The 25,019-nt window shown below is 50.9% G+C and carries 25 protein-coding genes and 1 riboswitch; of the genes, 11 read left to right on the top strand and 14 right to left on the bottom strand.

All coding sequences use genetic code 11. From position 1 onward, the window contains the following. Positions 1-2: 2 nt before the first annotated feature. A complete protein-coding gene (gene yoaE / locus QMN38_RS11230) occupies positions 3-1,562 on the bottom strand; it encodes a CNNM family cation transport protein YoaE (protein ID WP_048211405.1) in 1,560 nt (519 codons plus the stop codon). Continuing rightward, complete coding sequence (locus QMN38_RS26990) at positions 1,550-1,708, bottom strand: protein YoaL (RefSeq protein WP_416348261.1); 159 nt, start codon at positions 1,706-1,708, stop codon at positions 1,550-1,552. The genes yoaE and QMN38_RS26990 overlap by 13 nt, the downstream gene beginning before the upstream one ends. Positions 1,709-2,023: 315 nt before the next feature. Between QMN38_RS26990 and manX the strand changes: the two genes are divergently transcribed. From manX to mntP, 5 genes are all read left to right on the top strand, one after another. Continuing rightward, complete coding sequence (gene manX / locus QMN38_RS11225) at positions 2,024-2,986, top strand: PTS mannose transporter subunit IIAB (protein WP_005122176.1); 963 nt, start codon at positions 2,024-2,026, stop codon at positions 2,984-2,986. A 58-nt stretch (positions 2,987-3,044) separates the two neighbouring features. Next, on the top strand, positions 3,045-3,845 hold the full coding sequence (locus tag QMN38_RS11220; RefSeq protein ID WP_005122174.1) for a PTS mannose/fructose/sorbose transporter subunit IIC: 801 nt from the start codon (positions 3,045-3,047) through the stop codon (positions 3,843-3,845). Between the two features lie 12 nt (positions 3,846-3,857). Then, positions 3,858-4,709 carry a PTS mannose transporter subunit IID gene (locus QMN38_RS11215; protein ID WP_006684184.1) on the top strand — a complete coding sequence of 284 codons (852 nt, stop codon included), beginning with the start codon at positions 3,858-3,860 and terminating at the stop codon, positions 4,707-4,709. 60 nt (positions 4,710-4,769) lie between these two features. Further along, entirely contained in the window at positions 4,770-5,228 is a 459-nt protein-coding gene (locus QMN38_RS11210; RefSeq protein WP_271455104.1) for a DUF986 family protein, read from the top strand. 197 nt (positions 5,229-5,425) lie between these two features. Then, positions 5,426-5,529: riboswitch (yybP-ykoY riboswitch) on the top strand. Positions 5,530-5,660: 131 nt separating this feature from the next. Continuing rightward, positions 5,661-6,227, top strand: a complete 567-nt coding sequence (gene mntP, locus QMN38_RS11205) for a manganese efflux pump MntP (protein WP_271455812.1) — start codon at positions 5,661-5,663, stop codon at positions 6,225-6,227. Here the strand turns inward: mntP and rlmA are convergent. The 6 genes from rlmA to mgrB all read right to left on the bottom strand — a co-directional run bounded on the left by rlmA (position 6,224) and on the right by mgrB (position 10,568). Further along, the gene (rlmA, locus tag QMN38_RS11200; RefSeq protein WP_323605077.1) at positions 6,224-7,033 is read right to left on the bottom strand and encodes a 23S rRNA (guanine(745)-N(1))-methyltransferase; all 810 of its coding nucleotides are present in this window, start codon (positions 7,031-7,033) and stop codon (positions 6,224-6,226) included. The genes mntP and rlmA overlap by 4 nt on opposite strands. Before the next feature lie 63 nt (positions 7,034-7,096). Continuing rightward, the gene (gene ftsI / locus QMN38_RS11195) at positions 7,097-8,842 is read right to left on the bottom strand and encodes a peptidoglycan glycosyltransferase FtsI (protein ID WP_271449216.1); all 1,746 of its coding nucleotides are present in this window, start codon (positions 8,840-8,842) and stop codon (positions 7,097-7,099) included. Positions 8,843-9,061: 219 nt separating this feature from the next. Then, positions 9,062-9,271 (bottom strand): transcription antiterminator/RNA stability regulator CspE, encoded by a 210-nt coding sequence (gene cspE, locus QMN38_RS11190; protein WP_001062678.1) that lies wholly within the window; start codon positions 9,269-9,271, stop codon positions 9,062-9,064. Between the two features lie 12 nt (positions 9,272-9,283). Next, positions 9,284-9,427, bottom strand: coding sequence for a DUF2627 domain-containing protein (locus QMN38_RS11185; protein WP_003034983.1), 144 nt, complete (start codon positions 9,425-9,427; stop codon positions 9,284-9,286). 638 nt (positions 9,428-10,065) lie between these two features. Continuing rightward, positions 10,066-10,350 carry a YebO family protein gene (locus QMN38_RS11180; protein ID WP_271442553.1) on the bottom strand — a complete coding sequence of 95 codons (285 nt, stop codon included), beginning with the start codon at positions 10,348-10,350 and terminating at the stop codon, positions 10,066-10,068. Between the two features lie 74 nt (positions 10,351-10,424). Next, positions 10,425-10,568, bottom strand: a complete 144-nt coding sequence (mgrB, locus tag QMN38_RS11175; RefSeq protein WP_202038431.1) for a PhoP/PhoQ regulatory lipoprotein MgrB — start codon at positions 10,566-10,568, stop codon at positions 10,425-10,427. Between the two features lie 164 nt (positions 10,569-10,732). Between mgrB and QMN38_RS11170 the strand changes: the two genes are divergently transcribed. Next, positions 10,733-10,972: a YobH family protein gene (locus QMN38_RS11170; protein WP_061068061.1), complete on the top strand. Its 240-nt coding sequence runs from the start codon at positions 10,733-10,735 to the stop codon at positions 10,970-10,972. Between the two features lie 106 nt (positions 10,973-11,078). On the opposite strand, the gene kdgR is transcribed toward QMN38_RS11170, so the two are convergent. Beyond that, positions 11,079-11,870, bottom strand: coding sequence for a DNA-binding transcriptional regulator KdgR (gene kdgR, locus QMN38_RS11165; RefSeq protein ID WP_005120190.1), 792 nt, complete (start codon positions 11,868-11,870; stop codon positions 11,079-11,081). Positions 11,871-12,045: 175 nt separating this feature from the next. Here kdgR and QMN38_RS11160 point away from each other — a divergent pair, with 175 nt between their 5' ends. Continuing rightward, the gene (locus QMN38_RS11160; RefSeq protein ID WP_271442554.1) at positions 12,046-13,419 is read left to right on the top strand and encodes an MFS transporter; all 1,374 of its coding nucleotides are present in this window, start codon (positions 12,046-12,048) and stop codon (positions 13,417-13,419) included. Between the two features lie 47 nt (positions 13,420-13,466). Here QMN38_RS11160 and htpX read toward each other — a convergent pair whose 3' ends face one another. From htpX to QMN38_RS11140, 4 genes are all read right to left on the bottom strand, one after another. Then, on the bottom strand, positions 13,467-14,348 hold the full coding sequence (gene htpX / locus QMN38_RS11155; protein ID WP_271450102.1) for a protease HtpX: 882 nt from the start codon (positions 14,346-14,348) through the stop codon (positions 13,467-13,469). 192 nt (positions 14,349-14,540) lie between these two features. Beyond that, the gene (gene prc / locus QMN38_RS11150; RefSeq protein ID WP_271442556.1) at positions 14,541-16,589 is read right to left on the bottom strand and encodes a carboxy terminal-processing peptidase; all 2,049 of its coding nucleotides are present in this window, start codon (positions 16,587-16,589) and stop codon (positions 14,541-14,543) included. 19 nt (positions 16,590-16,608) lie between these two features. After that, entirely contained in the window at positions 16,609-17,295 is a 687-nt protein-coding gene (proQ, locus tag QMN38_RS11145; protein ID WP_323605076.1) for an RNA chaperone ProQ, read from the bottom strand. A 96-nt stretch (positions 17,296-17,391) separates the two neighbouring features. Next, entirely contained in the window at positions 17,392-17,889 is a 498-nt protein-coding gene (locus tag QMN38_RS11140) for a GAF domain-containing protein (protein ID WP_048211393.1), read from the bottom strand. Between the two features lie 128 nt (positions 17,890-18,017). Here QMN38_RS11140 and yebS point away from each other — a divergent pair, with 128 nt between their 5' ends. From yebS to QMN38_RS11120, 4 genes are all read left to right on the top strand, one after another. Beyond that, on the top strand, positions 18,018-19,301 hold the full coding sequence (yebS, locus tag QMN38_RS11135) for a membrane integrity lipid transport subunit YebS (RefSeq protein ID WP_271450101.1): 1,284 nt from the start codon (positions 18,018-18,020) through the stop codon (positions 19,299-19,301). Further along, positions 19,270-21,903, top strand: coding sequence for a PqiB family protein (locus QMN38_RS11130; protein ID WP_271442557.1), 2,634 nt, complete (start codon positions 19,270-19,272; stop codon positions 21,901-21,903). The genes yebS and QMN38_RS11130 overlap by 32 nt, the downstream gene beginning before the upstream one ends. 138 nt (positions 21,904-22,041) lie before the next feature. Continuing rightward, positions 22,042-23,463 (top strand): 16S rRNA (cytosine(1407)-C(5))-methyltransferase RsmF, encoded by a 1,422-nt coding sequence (gene rsmF, locus QMN38_RS11125; RefSeq protein WP_323605075.1) that lies wholly within the window; start codon positions 22,042-22,044, stop codon positions 23,461-23,463. Between the two features lie 100 nt (positions 23,464-23,563). Further along, on the top strand, positions 23,564-23,800 hold the full coding sequence (locus tag QMN38_RS11120; protein ID WP_101742234.1) for a YebV family protein: 237 nt from the start codon (positions 23,564-23,566) through the stop codon (positions 23,798-23,800). Between the two features lie 27 nt (positions 23,801-23,827). On the opposite strand, the gene QMN38_RS11115 is transcribed toward QMN38_RS11120, so the two are convergent. After that, a complete protein-coding gene (locus tag QMN38_RS11115) occupies positions 23,828-25,009 on the bottom strand; it encodes an MFS transporter (protein ID WP_271442559.1) in 1,182 nt (393 codons plus the stop codon). Positions 25,010-25,019: the final 10 nt, after the last annotated feature.

The following is a 25,019-nucleotide window of genomic DNA, read 5'->3' as shown; positions in this document are numbered from 1 at the left end:
GTTTACTCGTCTTCGTCGTGAGCGGGTTGTTCTTTAACAATGCGAACTAAATCCACACGATAGTCATTGGCTTCGACAATCGTAATGCTCAGCGGTGCGACCTCAATAACATCACCGACACGCGGGATGTGACCGTTAGCCGCAATCACCAGCCCCGCTACGGTGGCGATGTCTTCGTCCTCATCCACCAGCGTATCCACATCCAGCGCCTGTTGCAGCGCGTGCAGATCGGTTCCCCCTTTCACCAACCAGCCACCGGCGTCAGCAATGATTTCAGGGGTTTCATCAGCATCCGGGAACTCACCAGCGATCGCTTCTAATACGTCCAGCGGTGTTACCAGCCCCTGCACCACACCAAATTCGTTAGTAACGATGACAAAGCTACCGCGGGCACGACGCAGCACGCCTAGCAGATTAATCGGGTCCAGCGTTTCCGGGACGACAATTGCCGGCGAGGCAGACGCAATCGCTGCAACATCCACACCATCTTCCAGCGCCACCAGCAGCTCTTTAGCACGCACGATACCGATAATTTCATCAAGCTCGCCACGACACACCGGGAACAGGCTGTGTGGAGAAGAAAGCAACTGTTCGCGAATTTCCGCTACGCTCAGATCGGCGTCGACCCAACTAATTTCACCACGAGGTGTCATGATGCCGCGTAATGAACGGGATGCCAGTGAGAGAACACCGTTGATCATATAGCGTTCTTCTTCCACAAACGCGCCTTCCGGGACCGGAACGGGCACCGGATTGTCGGATTCCATCTGCACGCTGGCCTGACGTTTACCCCCCATCAGACGCAAGATTGCATCCGCAGTACGCGCACGAAGCGGCAGTGTCGACTGGTGGCGAATAAAGTTACGACGGGCAATCTGGTTAAACAGTTCGATAATAATTGAGAAGCCAATCGCCGCGTACAGATAACCTTTCGGAATATGGAAGCCAAACCCTTCGGCAACCAGGCTCAAACCGATCATCAGCAGGAAGCTCAGACACAGCACCACAACCGTCGGATGTTGGTTTACAAATCGCGTCAGCGGCTTCGACGCCAGCAGCATCACCGCCATCGCAATAACCACCGCCGCCATCATCACCGGCAGATGGTTGACCATACCGACAGCAGTAATGACCGCATCCAGTGAGAACACCGCATCCAGGATAACAATCTGCGTCACCACGACCCAGAAACTCGCATAGCCTTTTGACTGCCCGGTATCATGTTCACGGTTTTCCAGCCGCTCATGCAGCTCTGTCGTAGCCTTGAACAAGAGGAAGATACCCCCCAGCAGCATAATCAAATCTCGCCCGGAAAACGCGTAGTCCATGACCGTAAACAGCGGTTTTGTCAGCGTCACCATCCACGAAATAACAGACAGCAGGCCCAGACGCATAATCAGCGCCAGTGACAAACCAATGAGACGCGCTTTATCTCGCTGTTTCGGTGGCAGCTTATCGGCAAGAATTGCAATGAAGACCAGGTTATCGATACCCAGAACAATTTCGAGAACAACAAGCGTGAGCAAACCCACCCAAATCTGCGGGTCCATTAAGAGTTCCATGACAAGCTCCTGCTTAAGGAATGATCAAACTGCGCCCTGAACATCTCAGGCGTTAAAGCAATATGCAGATAAAGTTTGTGGCAAAAAGTGCCAAACTGACAGGCTTGATACAGCCTAAAGGTGAAATGACGTCGGTGACGATCCATATGGTGGGCTACTGCCCTATACTCCTGAGTAATTAAACAGATGCTAAACATAACAGAGACAACTGGTTTTTAGCAAAGATTTACCTTCCTTTGCAATAAGTTGTTTCGGAGATATTTCACCCTTCGAAATTTCTTATGATCGGAAGTTAAATTACGGATCTTCATCACATAAAATATTTTTTTCGATATCTAAAATAATTCACGAAAATCATAGGTTTTTCTTTGTAACCCTTATCTGAATCGATTCGATTGCGGACGAGCGATTCAAAATGCATCTTCACGTTGATGTGTTAACGATAATAAAGGAGGTAGCAAGTGACCATTGCTATTGTAATAGGCACACATGGTTGGGCTGCAGAGCAGTTACTTAAAACAGCAGAGATGTTGTTAGGCGAGCAGGAAAACGTCGGCTGGATCGATTTCGTTCCAGGCGAAAATGCCGAAACGCTGATTGAAAAGTATAACGCTCAGTTAGCAAAACTGGATACCAGTAAAGGCGTGCTGTTTCTCGTTGACACATGGGGAGGCAGCCCGTTTAACGCTGCGAGCCGCATTGTCGTCGATAAAGAGCATTACGAAGTTATCGCAGGCGTGAACATTCCCATGCTGGTAGAAACCTTCATGGCGCGTGATGACAACCCCAGCTTCGACGAATTAGTCGCACTGGCGGTTGAAACGGGTAGCGAAGGCGTAAAAGCGCTGAAAGCAAAACCTGTTGAAAAAGCCGCACCTGCCCCCGTCGCAGCACCTAAAGCAGCGGCACCCGCGAAACCGATGGGCCCGAACGACTATATGCAGATCGGCCTCGCGCGTATTGATGACCGTTTAATCCACGGTCAGGTGGCAACCCGCTGGACCAAAGAAACAAACGTAACGCGCATTATTGTCGTCAGCGATGAAGTCGCTGCTGATACCGTGCGTAAGACGTTGCTGACTCAGGTCGCACCGCCAGGTGTTACAGCACACGTGGTTGATGTCGCGAAAATGATCCGCGTCTATAACAACCCGAAATACGCTGGTGAGCGTGTAATGCTGCTGTTCACCAACCCTACCGATGTAGAACGCATCGTCGAAGGTGGCGTAAAAATTACCTCTGTTAACATTGGCGGCATGGCATTCCGCCAGGGTAAAACGCAGGTAAACAACGCGATTTCGGTGGATGAAAAAGACATCGAAGCCTTCAAGAAACTCAACGAACGCGGTATTGAGCTCGAAGCCCGTAAGGTTTCTACCGATCAGAAACTGAAAATGATGGATTTGATTGCCAAGGCGAAATAACCACCTGGCATTTACTTAGTTTTCACACTTAAGTCTGTATAGCAATAGGAGAAGTACAATGGAGATTACCACTCTTCAGATTGTGCTGGTGTTCATCGTCGCATGTATCGCGGGTATGGAGTCGGTACTCGATGAATTTCAGTTCCACCGTCCATTGGTGGCCTGTACGCTGATTGGTGCCGTTCTCGGGGATATGAAAACCGGTATTATCATCGGTGGTACCCTGGAAATGATCGCTCTGGGCTGGATGAACATCGGTGCTGCGGTTGCACCTGATGCCGCACTGGCTTCCATTATCTCTACCGTTCTGGTTATTGCGGGTCACCAAAGTATCGGTGCAGGTATCGCGCTGGCCATCCCGCTGGCAGCTGCAGGCCAGGTTCTGACCATTATCGTTCGTACCATCACCGTAGCCTTCCAGCACGCGGCGGATAAGGCGGCCGAAAACGGCAACCTGACGGCGCTCTCCTGGCTGCACGTTTCCTCCCTGTTCCTGCAGGCTATGCGTATCGCTATCCCGGCGGTAATCGTAGCGATTTCTGTCGGTACCAGTGAAGTTCAGAGCATGCTGAACGCGATTCCGGAAGTCGTTACCGGCGGCCTGAATATTGCTGGTGGCATGATCGTCGTAGTGGGTTATGCGATGGTCATCAACATGATGCGCGCAGGCTACCTGATGCCGTTCTTCTACCTTGGCTTCGTCACCGCGGCATTTACTAACTTCAACCTGGTTGCTCTGGGTGTGATTGGTGCCGTAATGGCCATCCTCTACATTCAGCTGAGCCCGAAATATAACCGCGTAGCCGGTGCGCCAGTACAGGCGGCGGGTAACAACGATCTTGATAACGAACTGGACTAGCAGGTGAGCGAAATGGTTGATATGACTAAAACTACCACCGAGAAAAAACTCACTCCGAGTGACATTCGTGGCGTGTTCATTCGTTCTAACCTGTTTCAGGGTTCATGGAACTTCGAACGTATGCAGGCGCTGGGCTTCTGTTTCTCCATGGTACCGGCTATCCGTCGCTTGTACCCGGAAAACAACGACGCACGTAAGCAGGCTATTAAGCGTCACCTGGAATTCTTTAACACCCATCCTTATGTAGCGGCACCGGTTTTGGGCGTTACACTGGCAATGGAAGAACAGCGTGCGAATGGCGCAGAGATTGATGATGGTGCTATCAACGGTATCAAAGTTGGTCTGATGGGGCCACTGGCAGGCGTAGGTGACCCGATTTTCTGGGGTACAGTGCGTCCGGTATTCGCCGCACTCGGCGCGGGCATCGCAATGAGCGGTAGCCTGCTTGGGCCACTGCTGTTCTTTATCCTGTTCAACCTGGTACGTCTGGCAACCCGTTACTACGGCGTGGCATACGGCTATCGTAAAGGCGTAGATATCGTTAAAGATATGGGCGGCGGCTTCCTGCAGAAATTGACTGAGGGGGCGTCAATCCTCGGTCTGTTTGTTATGGGGGCCTTGGTTAACAAGTGGACACATGTGAATATCCCACTGGTGGTTTCCACTATCACCGGTCAGGATGGCCAGACGCGTGTGACCACCGTGCAGACAATCCTTGACCAGCTGATGCCGGGCCTGGTTCCTCTGCTGCTGACCTTCGCCTGTATGTGGCTTCTGCGTAAGAAAGTAAACCCGCTGTGGATCATCGTTGGTTTCTTCATCATCGGTATTGCGGGCTACGCTGTCGGCCTGCTCGGCCTGTAAGACTGTTGTAAATCACCGGGGGCTTGCCCCCGGTTTTTCTATTTAGAGGGTTGAGGATTCATGACTATCACGGACCTGGTGCTGGTTCTTTTTATCTTATCGCTGCTGGCGTATGCCATTTACGATCAGTTCATCATGCCCCGCCGTAATGGCCCCACTCTACTTACTGTTGCCCTGCTTCCACGCAGTCGAGTCGACAGCGTTATCTTCATAGGCTTGATTGTTATTCTGATCTACAACAACATCACCAGCCACGGAGCACAATTCACCACATGGTTATTATGTGCACTGGTGTTAATGGGGTTGTATCTGTTCTGGATCCGTACGCCCAAAATTATTTTCAAACCAAAAGGTTTTTTCTTCGCCAATGTCTGGATTGAATATAACCGGATTAAAGAGATGAATTTATCAGAAGATGGTGTACTGGTGATGCAATTAGAGCAGAGACGATTGCTTATCCGCGTACGAAATATAGACGACCTGGAGAAGATATATAAACTTCTCATTTCAAACCAATAACTTACAAATATAGCCTGAACTATGTTTTTTATATCTCAGTGAAAAACAAACATAGCTAAGGCTATATCCCCCCCGCCCATATGTTATTTAACTTAACGTTTTATCTATAAATAAACCTAAATGAAAATTGTTTTCATTTAGAAGTCAAATAATATTTCTGCGTTTCTTGTTTTATATTCCAAAAATATGTTAAGGTTGCGCCCGTCGTTGGGGAGTAGCCGATTTCCAGACTCCGGAAATGTACGTGTCAACATACTCGTTGAAAAACGTGGCACGTACGGACTGAACATCACGTTTAGTCAGGCGAGACCATAGGCACATCAACTGCAATGCATATTTGAATGGCTCTGTATAGACAGTGGGTCCGCTCAGTGTGCATGGTTACTGGGGGCAGTGATGTGTTTTATGGAATACCCCGGTCAGGACGCTGTTATGAATATCACCGCAACTGTTTTTCTCGCTTTCGGCATGTCGATGGATGCTTTCGCGGCATCAATTGGCAAAGGCGCCACCTTACATAAACCTAAATTCTCTGAAGCCCTGCGTACCGGCCTTATTTTTGGCGCAGTCGAGACCCTTACGCCGCTGATTGGCTGGGGAATGGGCATGCTTGCCAGCAAATTCGTGTTGGAGTGGAACCACTGGATCGCCTTCATCCTGCTGATCTTTTTAGGTGGCCGAATGATAATCGAAGGTTTCCGCGACAATGGCGATGAAGACGAAGAGCCACAGCGCCGCCACGGTTTTTGGCTACTGGTTACCACCGCAATCGCCACCAGTCTCGATGCAATGGCCGTCGGCGTAGGTCTGGCCTTTCTTCAGGTGAACATCATCGCGACTGCGCTTGCTATCGGCTGCGCCACATTAATTATGTCTACTCTCGGGATGATGATCGGGCGTTTTATTGGCCCGATGTTGGGCAAACGCGCGGAAATTCTGGGTGGGGTAGTCCTGATTGGTATCGGTGCCCAGATTCTCTGGGCACACTTTCACGGTTAATCTACACGTTGCCAGATATGAATACTAAAGTCTGTCTGGCAGTCAAATACCGATTTCTCCGCCAACGCCTCCCAGACTTCCGGTTTTGCTCGCCAGGCAAACGGCGTCATTTGCAGTAATGCGACCGCCTCACTACCATTGAGCTGCATCGGATACCCCAGTGCAATACTCTGTTGCAGGACAAAGCCGTCAAGCTGCTCTGTATGAGGCGCATGCAGACGCACCTCATCATAAATCAGCCCCTTAAGCTCCATTAAATGCCGTGGGCCTGGCGTTGCCGTAATCACCCACCCACCCGGTTTAACCACACGAGCCAACTCTTGCGCTTTGCAGGGTGCGTAGATCCTGATGATGGCGTCCATTGACGCATTGGCAAACGGCAGACGATGGCTTGAGGCAACGCAAAAAGTCACTTGTGGATAGCGCCGGGCTGCAGCCTTAATCGCCACCTTCGAAACGTCCAGACCAAAGGTCGAGCCATTCGCTATCGCATCCGCGAAAGCGCGGGTGTAGTACCCTTCCCCACAGCCGATATCCAGAATCGACACATGACTTGTTCCCAGCCTCTCGCTGAGCGCGTTCACAATCGCATCGCGCAGCGGTTGATAGTGCCCGGCATCCAGAAATGCCCGGCGAGCCTGCATCATTTCCGCACTGTCACCCGGATCGCGCGACCGCTTATGCTGAACCGGCATCAGGTTGACATACCCCTCTTTTGCCACGTCAAACTGATGCCGTCCAGGGCACACAAAACTGTTATTCGCTTGAGTAAGAGGCTGATGACAAAGGGGACAGGAAAACGACATGACAACTCCGGCTGGTGATTTAAGGGCGCAAGTGTAACGCGATTCGCGCCCCGCGAAAATAACTTACAGCGACGGTGAGGCCAGGCTACTACCATGCATCACCAGCAGATGGTCAGAATCGGCTGGCATCCCGTCGGGTTTCACGTTTTCCAGACGCAGGACATCCCCCATGATCTGGCTGAACACCGGGGCCGATACCGCACCGCCGTAGTAAGCGCCGTTTTGTGGGTTATTTATCACCACGACCAGCGCGAATTTCGGATCACTGGCAGGGGCAACCCCTGCCGTATAAGCCACGTATTTATCGACGTACTTACCGTCATCGCCTATTTTTTTTGCCGTCCCGGTTTTCACCGCAACACGATAATCCCTCACCGCAGCCTTGGTCCCACCGCCGCCGGGTAGCGCAACGCTTTCCATCATATGTTCAACCTGATGCACCAGCGCCTCTGGCATTACACGAGTTCCGATCACCGGTGGGTCGATACGTGTAATTGAAAGCGGTCGGTAGACGCCAAAACTGCCGATAGTGGCATAGACATGTGCCAGTTGGAGCGGTGTCACCATTAACCCGTAGCCGAATGCAAAGGTCGCGCGGTCCAAATCGCTCCAGTAACGTCGCTGGGGCATTAAGCCGCTACTTTCTCCGGTGAGACCTAAGCCAGTTGGATCACCGAAGCCGAAGCTTTTATAGGTATCCAGCAGTTTCTGTACCGGCATTGCCAGCGAAAGGTGCGACACACCAGTATCGCTTGATTTCTGCAAAATACCGGTAAGCGATAGCTCAGGGTAAAACCCGACGTCGCGGATACGATGACCATCAACATTAAAGGGGTGGGTATCAATCACGCTGTCAGGCTGCACAATCCCCTGCTGGAGAGCGGTCATGATCACTAATGGTTTTACGGTTGAGCCCGGCTCAAAGGTGTCACTAATTGCACGGTTGCGGAAATCATCCAGTACCGCGCCTTCGCGGTTATTAGGGTTAAAATCGGGAAAACTTGCCATCGACAGGATTTCACCGGTGGCAATACTTACCAGCACCGCCGCACCAGAATCCGCTTTATTCCATGTCACGGCATTGTCCAGCGCATCTTCAGTCACCGTCTGCAAACGCTCATCAATACTGAGCTGCAATTCGTGCGCGGGGACCGGCATCACTTCCGTGATATTTTCAATCACATGCCCAAACTTGTCTTTGCGCACAAGACGAGAGCCGGGTTTACCCATCAACTGACTGTTGAAGCTTTTCTCCAGGCCTTCAATACCTTGTCCATCAATGTTCGTAAAGCCGATGAGATTCGCCGCCACATGACCTGCGGGATAGAAACGGCGAGATTCTTCGCGCAGATTGATCCCCGGGAGATTAAGATCATCGACCCACTCTGCCTGCTGCGGAGAAATCTGTCGTGCCAGATAGATAAAGCGTCCGGTAGGGTTACTGTTTACACGTTCCGCCAGTGAACTGAGTGACAGATGCAGGGTTCGGGCCAGTGCTTGCCAACGCTCGTTATAACCCACGCCCCCCTTGCTAATAATGGTCTTGGGATCGGCCCAAACTGCATTCACCGGCACGCTTACTGCGAGGGGACGTCCTTCTCTGTCGGTAATCATCCCGCGCGGTGAGGCGATTGTGACTTCACGTAACGAACGCATATCCTCCTGCTTGACCAGACTCGTAGGGGTGACGATTTGTAACCACGCAACCCGACCAAGCAACAATCCCAGACTCAACAATATTGCCACACAAAGCAGGGCAAAACGTACGGGAGTAAAATTGCGCGCATCGCCGTCGTTTTTCTTTTTCACCGGGGCTCCAGCAAGATAGTTTTTCAGGTGACTGATTTAACGGGAATTGCCGGGAGAAAGCGGGGAAAACAATGCTACGAACATCACGCCTTTGCAACAAAGCACTAATGGAGAGGCATTCAGAAATATTTTGACGTAATTTGAATTAAAAAGCCCCGCATAAGCGAGGCTTTATATCTGAATTGGTTGCGCCTGAGCGCTTCAAATCAGTGGTGTCGATCAGATAGCTGTTACGTTAACAGCAGCCGGACCTTTCTGGCCGTCCTGAATTTCGAACTCAACGTTCTGGCCTTCAGCCAGAGTTTTGAAGCCGTTACCCTGGATAGCGGAGAAGTGTACGAACACGTCTTTGCTGCCATCAGCCGGAGTAATGAAACCAAAACCTTTAGACTCGTTGAACCACTTAACTTGACCTTTAATCTTTGCCATTTGCAAAATTCCTTAGAGTATTTTCTTCGCCCGCAGGCATAACATAGATAAAACTGAGACATTACTGCTTGAGGCACTAATATAAGGTTCGGCAGAGAAGCGGTATTCAACGTCAACGTGTTTACTCAGGACTTCTTTACTGAAAATGCCACACATAAACAGAACTGTACCTCGTTTAACCCAAACCGTGTTATCACATACAACGTTAATAATGGCAAGCCATTTTTAAACGTGTCTCGATCGGTCGCACAAATCCCGCAGTTCATCAAACAACAACTGCACAGTTATGCGCCAGGCCAAGTAGAGATATATCCCCGCCTCTCACCCTTGCCCCGGCTGGCCTGCGCCGTAGCAGGGACTTTTCTACCATAGCTCATCAGGTTGAACTGTTCCAGATTATCTGTCACAGCCTCTGCCGGATATCATTTTTTATGCTGAGTAATGCATAAAATATCATAAGCATAAAAATGAGATCAGCATTCTGGTTTTGCACCAAAATAATGAAAGAATGATGACAATGCACAAAAAAAAGTAAGAGAAACGTTTCGCTGATAATAAAACGATCGGTATCACAAAAATGACACAATCATATTATTAATCTATGGATAATTATATTTATGTCGAACCAGAGATAAGATATTAATTGGTCAGAGCATCTGGAAAAGCGCAGGTTCCACGTGTGCCAGCGCAGTAATTGCTGGATTGTTGCAGAAGAAAATAATCTGATATCGTTGACGACAGGATGAAGCATCTGAGAATAGCATCTACAGACTCTCACCCTGTCTTTCTGTTTACTACCGTTCGGCTACCAGGCGAATGATGTCATCATCTTCATCCTGAGTTTGCACCGCAGCAGGCTCTTCTGCTTTTTCCGGTTCGTTAGCTTCACAAAGACGACGGAGCAATGCGTTCTGTCGTTTTTGCTGATCCAACAACGCCTCAAGCAGTTCAATCTGCTCGTTAGTACGCGAACTTGCCCGATTGATGAAAAACCACAATACAAGCCCGATTACCAGAACCACCACCGATACCGCTAAAGACGCAAAACTCAACGCGCCAGAATTCAAAACTTCGTTCATTTCACCACCTCAATGTAGACAGCGTAGTTTACCATTGCCGCACAAGAAGGTAATCAACTGTTACTGAAATGCGCTTACCAGGGAATAAATTTATTGATGGCGCAAATTCCGCTGAAAAATTGTACGTCCTGATCGCACATGATGTTGAACACCTGCGCCCACATCAGCATGCATACCAGCACGACAACTATCAGGACCACCCATCGAATTTTTTTCACTCCAACTCCACTCTCCAAACCTACAGCTTATGTTGATAAATTATCATGAGTTACCTAAACCCTAAGTTAACTGTAACGGCATTAAATGTTTTTAGGAATGATTCACTTGTTTCATCCCATGTACAGGCTAATCTAATAATAACGAGAAAAGATAAGAGGTTGTAATGCGTCTGATTATCCGCGCTATTGTGTTGCTCGCTCTGGTTTGGATCGGTTTATTACTGAGTGGCTACGGCGTTTTGATAGGAAGTAAGGAGACTGCAGCAGGTCTGGGCCTGCAATGTCAATATCTGACCGCCCGCGGGACCAGCACCGCGCAATACGTCCATACCAACAGCGGCATCATTGGCCTGTCAGATTGTCCCCTGTTGAGGAAAAGCACCGTAGTTATCGATAACGGTTAATATAGCAGCAAAAAGTCAGTACGTTATTTGCTCCGGCTACGACGGCAGGTCGTAAAAAAACCCGATACGCTGTATCGGGTTTTTTGCGTTTCGCAACGCGTTAAAATCAGAACGGGTAATCGTTGTAACCCATTTGCTCTGAAATCTTACGCGCTGCGGTGTGCAGCATTTCGACATATTCGTGCAAACGTTCTTCAGAAAAACGCAGCGTCGGGAATGAGATGCTCAGACCCGCAATAACTACGCCGAAACGATCAAATACCGGCACGCCGATGCAGCGCAGGCCTTCTTCCTGCTCTTCGTTGTCTTCGCCATAGCCCTGCTCACGGACTTTGTCCAGCAATACCAGTAATTCATCGGTGTTCGTGATTGTACGATCTGTACTGCGTTTGTACTCAATACCATCCAGAATTTGTTTCACTTCATCGCGGTCACGCCATGCCAGCAGTACTTTACCAATAGCGGTACTGTACAGCGGATTACGACGACCTACGCGGGAATACATGCGCAAATTGTACATCGAGTCAATTTTATGGATGTAGACAATGCTGTCTTCATCCAGCGCACCAAGATGTACTGTTTCTTTGGTCAGACGCGAAAGTTCACGCATCTGGATGTCAGCGCTACGGATCAGATCAACGTTCTGTAATGCACGCGCGCCCAGCTCAAATAGTTTCAGGGTCAGGGAATATTTCTCAGACTCGCCTTCTTGTGCCACATAACCCAGCGTTTTCATGGTCTGCAAAAAGCGATAAACGGTGCTTTTCGACATCATGACGCGTTGTGACAATTCGGTAATACCAATTTCGCGCTCTTCACCCAGCGCCTGCAGGATGCCAAAAACCTTCAGCACAGAAGATACAGAATCGGGTTGTTTATCCAGATCTGCGATAGCCATTTACCACCTCATTGCGAGTGTTTTATAAAAATCAGAACCGGTTTTTATTATAATTTCACGTACCAACCGCCGCAATCTGTCTTTGCTCACTTAGTTACAAATCTGCGACCTAACGCCTGAATATCAATGCTAAAATTATTATTCTCATCATAATTTCCGACAAAATTGACTTCCTATGGAAAAAATTCAGGCCGATGGCCTGCCATTGCCCCAGCGATATGGTGCAATTTTAACCATTGTTATTGGCATCTCTATGGCAGTACTGGACGGCGCAATTGCTAACGTTGCCCTGCCGACGATTGCCACCGATCTTCAGGCCTCCGCAGCCAGCTCAATCTGGGTCGTTAACGCCTACCAAATCGCGATTGTCGTATCACTCCTGTCTCTCTCATTTTTGGGTGATATGTTTGGCTACCGACGCATATACAAGTGCGGACTGGTGGTATTTCTGCTCGCATCACTCTTCTGTGCCCTCTCCGATTCGCTGCACATGCTCACACTGGCGCGAGTGGCTCAGGGTTTCGGCGGCGCGGCATTGATGAGCGTGAATACAGCACTCATTCGCCTGATTTATCCGCAGCGCCAGCTTGGGCGAGGCATGGGGATCAACTCCTTTATCGTGGCGGTTTCCTCAGCAGCAGGCCCGACTATTGCGGCAGCGATCCTTTCGATTGCCTCGTGGAAATGGTTGTTTCTGATTAACGTTCCACTGGGGATTATCGCGTTGCTGCTGGCCATGCGCTTCCTGCCACCTAATACACCGCGTAACAATAAGCCACGTTTTGATCTGCCCAGCGCGGTAATGAATGCGCTAACGTTCGGTTTGCTAATCACCGCACTAAGTGGTTTTGCACAAGGGCAATCGCTTAAGTTAATTGGTGCTGAGCTCGTAGGTCTCATCGTGGTAGGTTTTTTCTTTATCCGTCGCCAGCTCGCACTACCGGTACCGTTATTACCGGTTGACCTGCTGCGCATTCCGCTGTTTTCGCTCTCGATTTGCACGTCAATCTGTTCATTCAGCGCGCAAATGTTGGCGATGGTTTCCCTGCCCTTCTTTTTGCAAACCGTACTGGGTCGTAGCGAAGTCGAAACAGGACTACTACTGACCCCATGGCCACTCGCAACCATGGTCATGGCACCTCTGGCTGGTTATCTGATTGAACGCGTTCATGCGGGTCTTTTAGGTGCGCTGGGTATGGCCGTCATGGCAAGCGGGTTATTCTCGCTGGTGCTACTGCCTGCAACGCCTTCTGATTTTAATATCATCTGGCCGATGATTTTATGCGGTGCGGGTTTTGGCCTGTTCCAGTCACCGAATAACCACACCATCATTACCTCCGCGCCGCGTGAACGCAGTGGCGGTGCGAGCGGGATGCTGGGAACGGCACGCTTGCTTGGACAAAGTACCGGGGCAGCACTGGTTGCATTGATGCTAAACCAATTTGGCGACAGCGGTACGCACGTCTCGCTGATTACTGCAGGCATCCTGGCAACTGTTGCGGCTATTGTTAGCGGATTACGCATAACCCAGCCCCGGATTAAGGCATAAAAAAAGCGCGTCTTTCGACGCGCTTTCTCTTTTTCGTTTACCACGGATTACTTCAGGTATTCACCACTACGCAGCGCTTCAATGCGTTTATCCAAAGGTGGGTGAGTCATAAACAGCTCACTCAACGATTTGGATTTACCGTTGATGCAGAACGCCATCATGCTGGTCGCTTCCTGCGGCTCATAACTGGTTTTCAGACGCTGCAATGCGGCAATCATCTTCTCACGACCAACCAGTTTTGCAGAACCGGCATCCGCATGGAATTCACGATGGCGTGAGAACCACATGGTAATAATGCTCGCCAGAATACCGAACACCAGTTCCAGCACCGTCGCCACGGCAAAATAGATTAATGGGTTACCGTTACTTTCCTCACCTTCATCGCGGTTCCCACCCATAAAACCAGCGGCAATTTGCGCAAGAATACGCGAAATGAAGATAACAAAGGTGTTCACTACCCCCTGAATCAGCGTCATGGTAACCATATCGCCATTGGCAATGTGGCTAATTTCATGCGCAATAACAGCTTCAGCTTCATCCGGGCTCATGTTTTGCAGCAGGCCAGTACTAACCGCTACCAGCGAAGCATCCCGGCGTGCGCCGGTAGCAAACGCGTTAATATCAGGCGCGTGATAGATAGCGACCTGCGGCATTGCAATTCCGGCCTGACGAGCCTGAGTCGCTACCGTATTCATCAGCCAGCGTTCTCTCTCATTACGCGGCTGCTCAATAACTTCTCCACCAACGGACTTTAACGCCATCCATTTGGACATCAGCAGCGAAATGAAGGAACCACCAAAACCAAACAGCAGTGCCATGATTAACAAGCCTTGAACGCTGCTTGACTGAATCCCTGTCAGGCTCAATACCAGCCCGAAAACGACCATCACAGCCAGGTTCGTCAGCAGGAAGAGCGCGATTCGCATCATAATTTTCTTTTAACCTCAATTTAACAAAACGCACTATGCGATTACCCATATCGTATGGGTCTTACGGCTATTTTCAAGCATGCATAGGTGCTAAGTCACCAGAAAGACACAACTTTACATTTTATCGTATCAGACTGACGACTTCATGCGCTTGTTAAAAAAACAGGCACAATTTCTTGTGCCTGTTTGACGTTATTGACTGGTCGCGGGCTGTTCCGCTGGCTTTTCTTTTTCAAGATGCGCCAGGTCGAGCGCGATTTTCACCGTTTCATCCAGATACGGATCTGGCTCCTGGTAATCCTTCGGCAGATCGTCCAGTTTCTTCAGCAACGGCTTACCTTCTCGCTTAAACCGATCGTTGATACGCGCCAGACGCATTGCGTCATCTTCGTTATTCTCTTTCTCACGCTGGGCGTAATTCAAAGAGGCGATGTTGCGCTTATCCTTCATTGCGTTGAAACGCGCAATGTCTTTCATGATGTACTGGAACTCAGGATCGTTCGCAATACGTGCATTGTGCTCTTTCAGCAATTCCGGCCCAAACGGCGTCAGGTTATCGGACTTGGTGTAGGTTGCAGCATCAATGCTGTCCCACGGCAGCGCGTTATCTTCGAACTTCTCACCGGTTTCGGTTTCTTCATTACCTGTTGGCATGATGATATCCGGCGTTACGCCCTTACGCTGCGTACTGCCACCATTAACGCGGTAGAACTTCTGAATGGTGTACTGAACAGAACCCAGTGCCGGCCATTCCGGACGCAGCATCTGATCGTAAATACGATTCAGAGAACGATACTGCTGTACGGTACCCTTACCAAACGTCGGTTCACCGACAATCAGTGCACGGCCGTAATCCTGCATCGCTGCGGCAAAAATCTCTGATGCAGAGGCACTGAAGCGGTCAACCAGCACCACCAGCGGGCCTTTGTAGTAAACAACGCCATCGGTATCGCTGTCTTCGCGCACCTTGCCGTTGTTATCACGAACCTGGACAACCGGACCAGAAGGGATAAACAGACCGGAAAGCGAGACCGCTTCGGTCAGTGCGCCACCACCGTTGGTACGCAGATCGATAATCACGCTGCTGACATTCTGTTTTTCCAGTTTCTGCAGCTGAACTTTGACGTCATCCGTCAGGCCAACATAGAAACCAGGAATATCCAGTACGCCGACTTTTTCTTTGCCAACGGTTTTCACCGACATTTTAACGGCACGGTCTTCCAGACGAATACGCTCACGCGTCAGCGTAACGGTACGTGTCTTGGTGCCCTTACCCGCAGGTAGGATCTCAAGGCGAACTTTGCTGCCTTTTGGTCCTTTGATCAGTGCGACAACATCATCCAGACGCCAGCCAATCACATCGACCATGCCTTTACCGGTCTGACCGACGCCAACAATACGATCGCCTACGCTTATCGCTTTGCTCTTCGCTGCCGGGCCACCTGCAACCATGGAATTAATGACGGTGTAGTCATCATCCATTTGCAGAACCGCGCCAATACCTTCCAGAGACAAGCTCATTTCAGTATTGAACTGCTCAGTATTACGTGGAGACAGGTAGTTAGTATGTGGATCGATTTCACGTGCAAACGCGGTCATCGCCAGTGAGAACACATCTTCACTGTTTGTCTGCGCCAGACGGCGGATGGCGAATTTGTAACGACGTGTCAGTGTTTCACGGATTTCAGCGTCGGTTTTACCCGTCAACTTCAGGCTGAGTTCGTCAAATTTAACCTTGCCGTCCCACAGCGCATTCAGCTCTGCTTCGCTTTTCGGCCACGGAGCTTTACTCCGATCGAGGTTAAAGTTGTCGTTACCGGTGAAATCCATTGGACGAGCCAGTACGCTTAATGCGTACTGGTAGCGTTCAAACCGGCGCTTTTGCGCCAGATTATAGAGATCGTAAAAGACATCGAGCTTGCCCGAACGCAGTTCATCACCGAGGACGGTTTTCTTTTTGGCAAACTGCTCGATATCGCTCGCCAACAGCACGTTATGGCTGTAGTCGAGCAGATTCAGATAGCGGTCAAAAATTTTCGCCGAAAACGCCTGATCCAGATCGAACTGGCGATAATGTGAACGCGTAAAGCGTGATGTCACACGTTCACTCACCGTCGCATGCTGAGTTTCTTCCTTTAAAACGGGGATTTGATCGGCACGCGTGATGTCTTCCACAGCGAGTGCCTGGCCTGCAAATGCAAGCAGACCAGCTAACGCAGTAAGCCTAAAAAAAGTGTTCATGCCAGGCCTGGCCTCCGTTTCAGAACACCAGGTGTTCTGCGCGTACAATCAAAGACATACCCGAATTCAGCTGTACACGGACGCCATCTTTGGTGATTTCTAATACGGTGGCATCCATCGCATTATTACCTGCTTTCACCTTCAGAGACTGCCCTACCGTCAGCACTGAAATATCAGATACTGGGGTATGCTGTTCTTCACGAGGAGCACGCGGTGCTTTTGCCACTGGTTTTTCAGCGCGAGGTTTACGCTCAGCACTTTCTTTACGACGCGGTGCAGGACGCGGCTTGCGCTCACGACGCGGTGCGTCTTCTTTTTCACCAGCAGCGACCGCCGCTTCGCGTTTTTTCGCCTGTTGCTCTGCACGTTGCGCCTGAACGCGGGCTTTAGCTTCTTCAAGCTGTTTACGCGCATGTTCAACGTGTTGCTCATCCAGCTCACCACATGGGTTGCCGTCGAGGTCGACACGCGTTGCGCCCAGCTTAACGCCGTACAGATAACGCCAGCTTGAAGTATAGAGACGTAAGGCCGAACGGAGCTGTGTTTTACTGAGGTTCATTTCGCCCTCAACACGCTCTACCAAATCCTGAAAAATGCCAATTTTCAGCGGGCGCGCTTCGCCTTCCGCACTAAAACACTGCGGGAAGCGTTCGGCCAGAAACGCGATGACTTCTTTACTGCTATTCAACTTAGGTTGATTTTCCATGAAATTTCCTGATTACAACGGACGTAGCCAACAAGCGCAGGCATGAACAGGCGTCATTATAATGACGTCATCAGTAATTGCTACGTTATCCGTTGATTATCCTGCGACGGTCGCAAAGAATTTTTTGTAATCCGTCGTTGCAAGCACGGTTTCAAGCTGTGCTACAAGCGTCCGCAGACCCTGTTCATCTTCTTCAGTAAAGCGACCAAACGCTGTGCTATCAATGTCCAACACGCCGATAATTTGATTCTCAACCGTAATCGGCAGAACGATTTCCGCATTGCTGGCAGCATCGCAAGCGATATGGCCATCAAAGGCATGCACGTCCTCTATACGCTGAACCTGGTTCTGCGCCACCGCAGTACCACACACGCCGCGCCCTACCGGGATGCGAACGCAGGCGATTTTCCCCTGGAAGGGACCGAGCACCAGCGTAGTGTTCTCAAGCAGGTAAAAACCTGCCCAGTTCACTTCTGCAAGACGTTCGTACAATAACGCGCTGGTATTCGCCAACGTTGCCAGAAAACTGGTTTCACCTGCCATTAATGCCTGAAAATCACGGTTCAGATCCGTGTATAGCTCTATTTTGTTCATTATGTAATCACTTAGTTGTCTTACTTAAAACTGCAGCCTACTAAAATAAACATTAAATGCGTAAATGCTCAAGATCATTCCCATCATGGGTTAAGATAACATTACTTCAACACTTTGATTCGCGATACATGGCCCTAACTTATCCACGCATCACGCCGACTAAAAAAATAGCGATCAGGTCCATTGGTGAAGCGCTACCCCGTGCGCATTACCAACGATGCCCTGAATGTGACCTGCTGTTTAGCTTGCCGAAAATGCGTTCGCACCAAAGTGCATTCTGCCCTCGCTGTCAGGCCAAAATTCGTGACGGCCGTGACTGGTCGTTAACGCGACTGGCGGCAATGGCTTTCACCATGCTGTTACTGATGCCCTTCGCATGGGGAGAGCCGCTGCTGCACATCTATTTACTAGGCATACGCATCGACGCGAATGTAGTACAGGGCATCTGGCAGATGACCCGGCAAGGCGATCCGCTAACAGCATCCTTCGTGATGTTTTGCGTCATTGGCGCTCCCGTGATACTCGTGTCATCAATCGCTTATCTGTGGTTTGGCAATATTCTCGGCATGAACCTACGCCCGGTATTATTGATGCTGGAAAGGCTTAAAGAGTGGGTCATGCTTGATATCTATCTTGTTGGTATCGGCGTCGCCTCGATCAAAGTGCAGGACTACGCTTTTCTGCTGCCCGGAGTGGGACTCTATGCCTTTATCGCACTGGTGATCCTGAGCATTTTGACGCTGTCGCACCTCAATGTTGAGCAATTGTGGGAACGTTTTTATCCACAAAGGCCCGCACGCCGCCCCGACGGACAGCTTCGTGTATGCCTCGGCTGTCACTTTACAGGTTATCCTGATGCCCGAGGCCGCTGTCCCCGTTGCCATATTCCATTACGCTGGCGCAGAAATCAGAGCATCCAAAAGTGCTGGGCAGCTCTGCTGGCCTCGATTGTCCTGTTGCTGCCTGCTAATCTGCTGCCCATCTCGGTAATTTACGTTAACGGTGCCCGTCAGGAAGACACTATTCTGACCGGTATCATGTCCCTGGCGAACAGCAACGTTGGCGTAGCGGCCATTGTTTTTATCGCCAGTATCCTGGTGCCATTCACTAAAGTGATTGTGATGTTTACGTTGTTGTTCAGCATCCAGTTTAAATGTGAACAAGGATTACGCACCCGCATCCTGCTACTCCGTATGGTGACCTGGATTGGTCGCTGGTCGATGCTGGACCTGTTTGTTATCGCCTTAACAATGTCACTGATAAATCGCGATCAGATACTTGCTTTTACTATGGGACCGGCTGCGTTTTATTTCGGTGCAGCGGTAATATTGACTATTCTTGCAGTGGAATGGCTGGACAGCCGCTTACTTTGGGATGCACATGAGTCAGGAAACGCCCGCTTCGCAGATTGAAGCGCAAATTAAAACAAAACGCCGTATCTCTCCGTTCTGGCTGCTGCCGTTCATCGCGCTAATGATTGCTGGATGGCTCATCTGGGGCAGCTATGAAGATCGTGGCAATACCGTGACCATCGACTTTATGTCCGCGGACGGCATTGTGCCAGGCCGAACTCCCGTGCGCTATCAGGGGGTCGAAGTTGGCACGGTGCAGGATATCAGCCTGAGTAAAGATCTGCGTAAAATTGAAGTTCGCGTCAGCATCAAGTCCACCATGAAGGATGCTTTGCGCAAAGACACGCAATTCTGGCTGGTCACGCCGAAGGCATCACTGGCGGGCGTTTCTGGCCTCGATGCGCTGGTTGGCGGGAACTATATCGGGATGATGCCGGGCACCGGCGAACCGGAAGATCATTTCGTCGCGCTCGACACACAGCCAAAATATCGGCTGAATAATGGCGATTTAATGTTGCATCTGCAGGCTCCCGACCTCGGTTCCCTTAATAGCGGTTCGTTGGTTTATTTCCGCAAGATCCCGGTAGGCCGGGTCTATGACTACACCATCAACCCCAATCATCAGGGTGTAACCATCGATGTCCTGATTGAGCGTCGCTTTACCAATCTGGTGAAAAAAGGCAGTCGTTTCTGGAATGTGTCCGGGGTGAATGCCGATGTCAGCCTAAGCGGCGCAAAGGTAAAACTGGAAAGTCTGGCCGCGCTGGTCAATGGCGCCATAGCCTTTGACTCCCCAGAAGATTCGCAACCTGCTGCCGCCGACGATACGTTTGGGCTATATCAGGATCTCGCCCACAGCCAACGTGGCGTGATTGTCAAACTGGCGCTACCCAACGGCGATGGACTGAAGGCTGGATCAACCCCGCTGATGTATCAGGGCCTGGAAGTCGGTCAACTGACCAGACTGGATTTGAACCCAGGGGGTAAAGTCACCGGTGAAATGACCGTCGACCCCAGCGTTGTAACGCTACTGCGCGATGGCACGCGCATTGAGTTACAAAACCCCAAATTATCATTAAACGATATGAACCTGAGCTCGCTGTTAACAGGAAAAACGTTTGAACTGGTGCCCGGCGAAGGTGAGCCACGTAGCCAATTTGTGGTGATCCCCGGTGAACAGTCCCTGCTTCATGATCCCGGCGTTATGACGCTTACGCTGACCGCCCCGGAAAGCTACGGCATCGATGCCGGCCAGCCGCTGATCCTTCATGGCGTACAGGTCGGTCAGGTTATCGAACGGAAGCTATCAAGCAATGGCGTTTCATTTATCGTTGCTATCGAGCCGCAGCATCGTGCACTGGTGCAAGGTGACAGCAAATTCGTGGTTAATAGTCGAGTGGATGTCAAAGTGGGCCTTGATGGCGTTGAGTTCCTTGGTGCCAGCGCCAGCGAATGGATAAGCGGCGGTATTCGCATTTTACCCGGTACCAAAGGTGAAATGAAAAAAAGCTATCCGCTGTATGCAAACCTCGAAAAAGCCATTGAGAACAGCCTGAGCGATCTGCCCACCACCACCGTCAGCCTGAGCGCCGAGACGCTACCCGATGTGCAGACCGGGTCGGTGGTGCTATACCGCAAATTCGACGTCGGTGAAGTCATTAGCGTACGCCCTCGTGCCGATGCGTTTGATATCGATCTGCATATCAAACCGGAATACCGCAATCTGTTAACCAGCAACAGCGTGTTCTGGGCTGAAGGTGGCGCAAAAGTTCAGCTTAACGGCAGCGGCCTGACCGTACAGGCCTCTCCCTTGTCACGCGCGCTAAAAGGGGCGATTAGCTTCGATAATCTGAGCGGTGCCAGCGCCAGCCAGCGTAAAGGAGACAAGCGTATTTTGTACGCGTCGGAGACCGCTGCACGTGCGGTAGGTGGGCAGATTACTCTGCACGCATTTGACGCCGGGAAACTCGCCGCAGGGATGCCAATTCGCTACCTGGGGATCGATATAGGTCAGATCCAGACCCTTGAACTGCTCACCAGCCGTAACGAAGTTCAGGCAAAAGCGGTGTTGTATCCGGAGTATGTCCAGACGTTTGCGCGTAGCGGTACACGTTTCTCAGTAATTACCCCGCAAATTTCGGCGGCAGGTGTAGAGCATCTGGATACTATCTTACAACCATACATTAACGTGGAACCAGGACGCGGTAATCCGCGCCGTGATTTTGAACTGCAGGAAGCGACGATTACTGATTCACGTTACCTTGATGGTCTGAGTATCGTGGTAGAGGCGCCAGAAGCGGGATCACTCAATATCGGTACTCCGGTTCTGTTCAGAGGTATTGAAGTGGGGACCGTCACGGGTCTGACGCTGGGTTCACTGTCCGATCGCGTGATGGTGGCCATGCGCATCAGTCAGCGCTACCAGCACCTGGTGCGCAATAACTCTGTGTTCTGGCTGGCATCTGGCTACAACCTCGATTTTGGCCTCACCGGCGGCGTCGTGAAGACGGGTACCTTCAATCAGTTCATCCGCGGTGGTATCGCGTTTGCCACCCCACCAGGTACGCCACTGGCGCCGAAAGCGCAGGCGGGTAAACACTTCCTGCTGCTGGAGAGTGAACCGAAAGAATGGCGTCAATGGGGAACCGCCCTGCCACGCTAATCTTTCCCCCGCTCCGGCGTACTCGCGCCGGAGCGGTTAGCCTTGTCATACTTCACGTAGGAACGTTGTTGTCCTGTAACTCGAATTATTGAGGGTATATGCTACACTGCGCACTTGTTTTTTTGCCGGTGGTACCAAGTGGCTTATTTTCCTGACGCCTTTCTGACGCAAATGCGTGAAGCAATGCCTTCCACGCTCTCTTTTGACGATTTTCTCGCAGCCTGCCAGCGCCCATTACGCCGCAGCATCCGCGTCAATACGCTGAAAATCTCCGTTGCTGATTTTCTCGACTTAACCGCGCCTTATGGCTGGTCACTCACTCCGATTCCCTGGTGTGCTGAAGGCTTTTGGATTGAGCGCAACGGTGAAGAATCTGTACCGCTCGGCAGTACGGCTGAACATTTAAGCGGCCTGTTTTATATTCAGGAAGCCAGTTCGATGTTGCCTGTTGCTGCGTTATTTGCCGATAGCAATATCCCGGAGCGGGTGATGGATGTTGCCGCCGCGCCAGGCTCCAAAACCACGCAAATTGCCGCCAAAATGAATAATCAGGGTGCAATTCTGGCAAATGAATTTTCTGCCAGCCGCGTCAAAGTTCTGCATGCCAATATCAGTCGTTGCGGGATTGCGAACGTCGCACTCACTCATTTTGATGGCCGCGTGTTTGGCGCCGCGTTGCCAGAAACGTTTGATGCCATTCTCCTGGACGCACCGTGCTCAGGCGAAGGCGTCGTGCGTAAAGATCCCGATGCACTAAAAAATTGGTCCATCGAAAGCAATCTGGACATTGCTGCTACCCAGCGCGAGCTGCTTGATAGCGCCTTCCACGCCCTTCGCCCTGGCGGCACACTGGTTTATTCCACCTGCACACTTAACCGTGATGAAAATGAATCCATCATGCAGTGGCTAATAGAGACTTACCCGGGCGCCGTCGAATTTCTTCCTCTGGGTGATTTATTCCCGGAGGCCGGACGCGCCCTGACACCAGAGGGATTCCTGCATGTCTTCCCGCAAATTTATGACTGTGAAGGCTTCTTTGTCGCGCGTTTGCGAAAAACTGCCCCTATACCTGCACTGCCAGCGCCGAAATATAAGGTGGGAAATTTCCCCTTCAGCCCGCTGAAAAGCCGGGAAGCCGCACAAATCACCCAGGCCGCTACCGCCTGTGGATTGCAGTGGCAAGACAATCTGCGCCTTTGGCAGCGTGATAAAGAAATTTGGTTATTCCCGACAGACATTGAACCACTGATTGGTAAAGTTCGTTTTTCCCGCCTCGGGATTAAACTCGCTGAAACCCACAATAAGGGTTACCGCTGGCAGCATGAGGCGGTTATCGCCCTTGCTAACCCAGAACACCGCAATGCGTTTGAACTGACGCTTGAAGAAGCGGAAGAGTGGTATCGCGGCAGAGATGTCTACCCACAAACCTCTCCAACAACCGACGATGTACTGGTTACGTTCCAGCGTCAGCCGATTGGACTGGCAAAACGGATCGGATCACGGTTGAAGAACAGTTATCCACGCGATCTTGTCCGGGATGGTAAACTCTTTACGGGATAACGCACGTTTTTACTGGCGCTTTTGCTAACGTTGACTACGCTGAAAAATGGGCGGCTTAACTGGTCGTACCACAACCAGCAAATCAACGGAGAGCACGATGATGAAAACCAGTGTGCGCATTGGCGCTTTTGAAATCGACGACGCCGAGTTACATGGCGAATCGCCGGGGGACCGAACGTTAACCATTCCTTGTAAATCCGATCCGGATTTATGTATGCAACTGGACGCCTGGGATGCCGACACCAGCGTCCCGGCCCTTCTCAATGGAGAACATTCCGTTCTATTCCGCGAGCACTACGACCGTAAGTCAGATGCCTGGGTCATGCGTTTTGCCTGATTCAAAAAGAACCCGTCGCCAGACGGGTTATTTATTGGCGTTAAAACAATTGACTCTAAGTACGCAGGCACAGAAGAAAGCGATGGTTCCTCCCGCAGCCAGCACACTATAAGCGAGTTCCCAGCTTTGCGTTGAATCCATCACCACACCAAATGATAAAGGCGCAAGAGACCCCACACCAAATCCAAGTAGCGACCGCAATCCCATCACACTCCCCAGCTTTGCCTGAGGCACATTATCGGCAATCGCGGCAGATAAAACGCCCGAATCGCCAAGAATGAAGAAACTCCCCATAAACGCAAACAGCAACGTCCACCCCGCCCCCCAGGAAACCGATAATCCCATCAGGAGTGAACTCAACGCGCCGGCAGCGCCCATGAAGATCAACACCGTTGCGCGATTAAAATAATCGGAGATTGCTCCTACAATCAGCGTCGAGAACATCCCCGATAAATGTACGGCACAAGCGACGATCAATCCGGTGGTTATCGGCTCCATCTGCCAGGCTTGCAACGCACCCGTCACCAGGCTTGGGGTCCATGCCCAGCTCCCCAGTAACTCCCAGCAATGCGCAATATAACCCGCCATCAGCAGTATTGCGCCAACCGACAGAACATGGCGCTTTGCCGATCCCCCCTGCTTCTGCGTCCTGTGCATGTCTTCCTGATAGCCGGATAACGCCACTGAACCGGATACCGCACCAACCAATGCGCCAGCGGCACATAAATAGAACGCAAAGGACGCTCCCCAGCGCAATGCTCCCCAGGCGGAGATAAATACCGACAGCAGGTAGCCAAACGAACCTGCGGCCAGGATCATCCCAACGGCAAGTCCTCGTTTGGGCACACTGTTCATACCCATCGCCAACATCATCGCTGGCGTATAGGCCCCACCCTGGGTCAATCCGACGAAGGCCATCATGACCAGAGCGGAAGAGTAAGAGCGGGCAAAACAGGCGAAAAGCAATAAAGCGAACACACCGAACCACGAGAAAATGAGATACACCTTGCGAGCCCCCAGATAGTCACACAGCCAGGAGGCAGCAAATAAGGCACAGGCGTTTGAAATACTAAATACCGTCTGTATTGTTCCCGCAGCGGCGGCGTCGATATGCCACTCATCGCGTATTACCGGAAGTGCACCAGCAAAAGCCATTGTCCCCAGGCATGTCCCCGCCCGGCCAAGGCAAAACAAATTGAATGCTTTCACTAAAATTGCC

It is taken from the genome of Citrobacter sp. R-1.5.2 (genome assembly GCF_035064245.1).
Classification (GTDB): Bacteria; Pseudomonadota; Gammaproteobacteria; order Enterobacterales; family Enterobacteriaceae; genus Citrobacter.
The sequence above is the reverse complement of the archived record's forward strand: the minus strand, read 5'-3'. Positions and strand labels throughout refer to the sequence as shown.

What these genes read in the sequence shown, in the direction of transcription:
- yoaE (WP_048211405.1), bottom strand. Translation starts at nt 1,562, where the DNA reads ATGGAACTCTTAATGGACCCGCAGATTTGGGTGGGTTTGCTCACGCTT.
- QMN38_RS26990 (WP_416348261.1), bottom strand. Translation starts at nt 1,708, where the DNA reads ATGGATCGTCACCGACGTCATTTCACCTTTAGGCTGTATCAAGCCTGT.
- QMN38_RS11220 (WP_005122174.1), top strand. Translation starts at nt 3,045, where the DNA reads ATGGAGATTACCACTCTTCAGATTGTGCTGGTGTTCATCGTCGCATGT.
- QMN38_RS11215 (WP_006684184.1), top strand. Translation starts at nt 3,858, where the DNA reads ATGGTTGATATGACTAAAACTACCACCGAGAAAAAACTCACTCCGAGT.
- QMN38_RS11210 (WP_271455104.1), top strand. Translation starts at nt 4,770, where the DNA reads ATGACTATCACGGACCTGGTGCTGGTTCTTTTTATCTTATCGCTGCTG.
- mntP (WP_271455812.1), top strand. Translation starts at nt 5,661, where the DNA reads ATGAATATCACCGCAACTGTTTTTCTCGCTTTCGGCATGTCGATGGAT.
- rlmA (WP_323605077.1), bottom strand. Translation starts at nt 7,033, where the DNA reads ATGTCGTTTTCCTGTCCCCTTTGTCATCAGCCTCTTACTCAAGCGAAT.
- cspE (WP_001062678.1), bottom strand. Translation starts at nt 9,271, where the DNA reads ATGGCAAAGATTAAAGGTCAAGTTAAGTGGTTCAACGAGTCTAAAGGT.
- QMN38_RS11185 (WP_003034983.1), bottom strand. Translation starts at nt 9,427, where the DNA reads ATGTGTGGCATTTTCAGTAAAGAAGTCCTGAGTAAACACGTTGACGTT.
- QMN38_RS11180 (WP_271442553.1), bottom strand. Translation starts at nt 10,350, where the DNA reads ATGAACGAAGTTTTGAATTCTGGCGCGTTGAGTTTTGCGTCTTTAGCG.
- QMN38_RS11170 (WP_061068061.1), top strand. Translation starts at nt 10,733, where the DNA reads ATGCGTCTGATTATCCGCGCTATTGTGTTGCTCGCTCTGGTTTGGATC.
- kdgR (WP_005120190.1), bottom strand. Translation starts at nt 11,870, where the DNA reads ATGGCTATCGCAGATCTGGATAAACAACCCGATTCTGTATCTTCTGTG.
- QMN38_RS11160 (WP_271442554.1), top strand. Translation starts at nt 12,046, where the DNA reads ATGGAAAAAATTCAGGCCGATGGCCTGCCATTGCCCCAGCGATATGGT.
- htpX (WP_271450102.1), bottom strand. Translation starts at nt 14,348, where the DNA reads ATGATGCGAATCGCGCTCTTCCTGCTGACGAACCTGGCTGTGATGGTC.
- prc (WP_271442556.1), bottom strand. Translation starts at nt 16,589, where the DNA reads ATGAACACTTTTTTTAGGCTTACTGCGTTAGCTGGTCTGCTTGCATTT.
- proQ (WP_323605076.1), bottom strand. Translation starts at nt 17,295, where the DNA reads ATGGAAAATCAACCTAAGTTGAATAGCAGTAAAGAAGTCATCGCGTTT.
- QMN38_RS11140 (WP_048211393.1), bottom strand. Translation starts at nt 17,889, where the DNA reads ATGAACAAAATAGAGCTATACACGGATCTGAACCGTGATTTTCAGGCA.
- yebS (WP_271450101.1), top strand. Translation starts at nt 18,018, where the DNA reads ATGGCCCTAACTTATCCACGCATCACGCCGACTAAAAAAATAGCGATC.
- QMN38_RS11130 (WP_271442557.1), top strand. Translation starts at nt 19,270, where the DNA reads ATGAGTCAGGAAACGCCCGCTTCGCAGATTGAAGCGCAAATTAAAACA.
- QMN38_RS11120 (WP_101742234.1), top strand. Translation starts at nt 23,564, where the DNA reads ATGAAAACCAGTGTGCGCATTGGCGCTTTTGAAATCGACGACGCCGAG.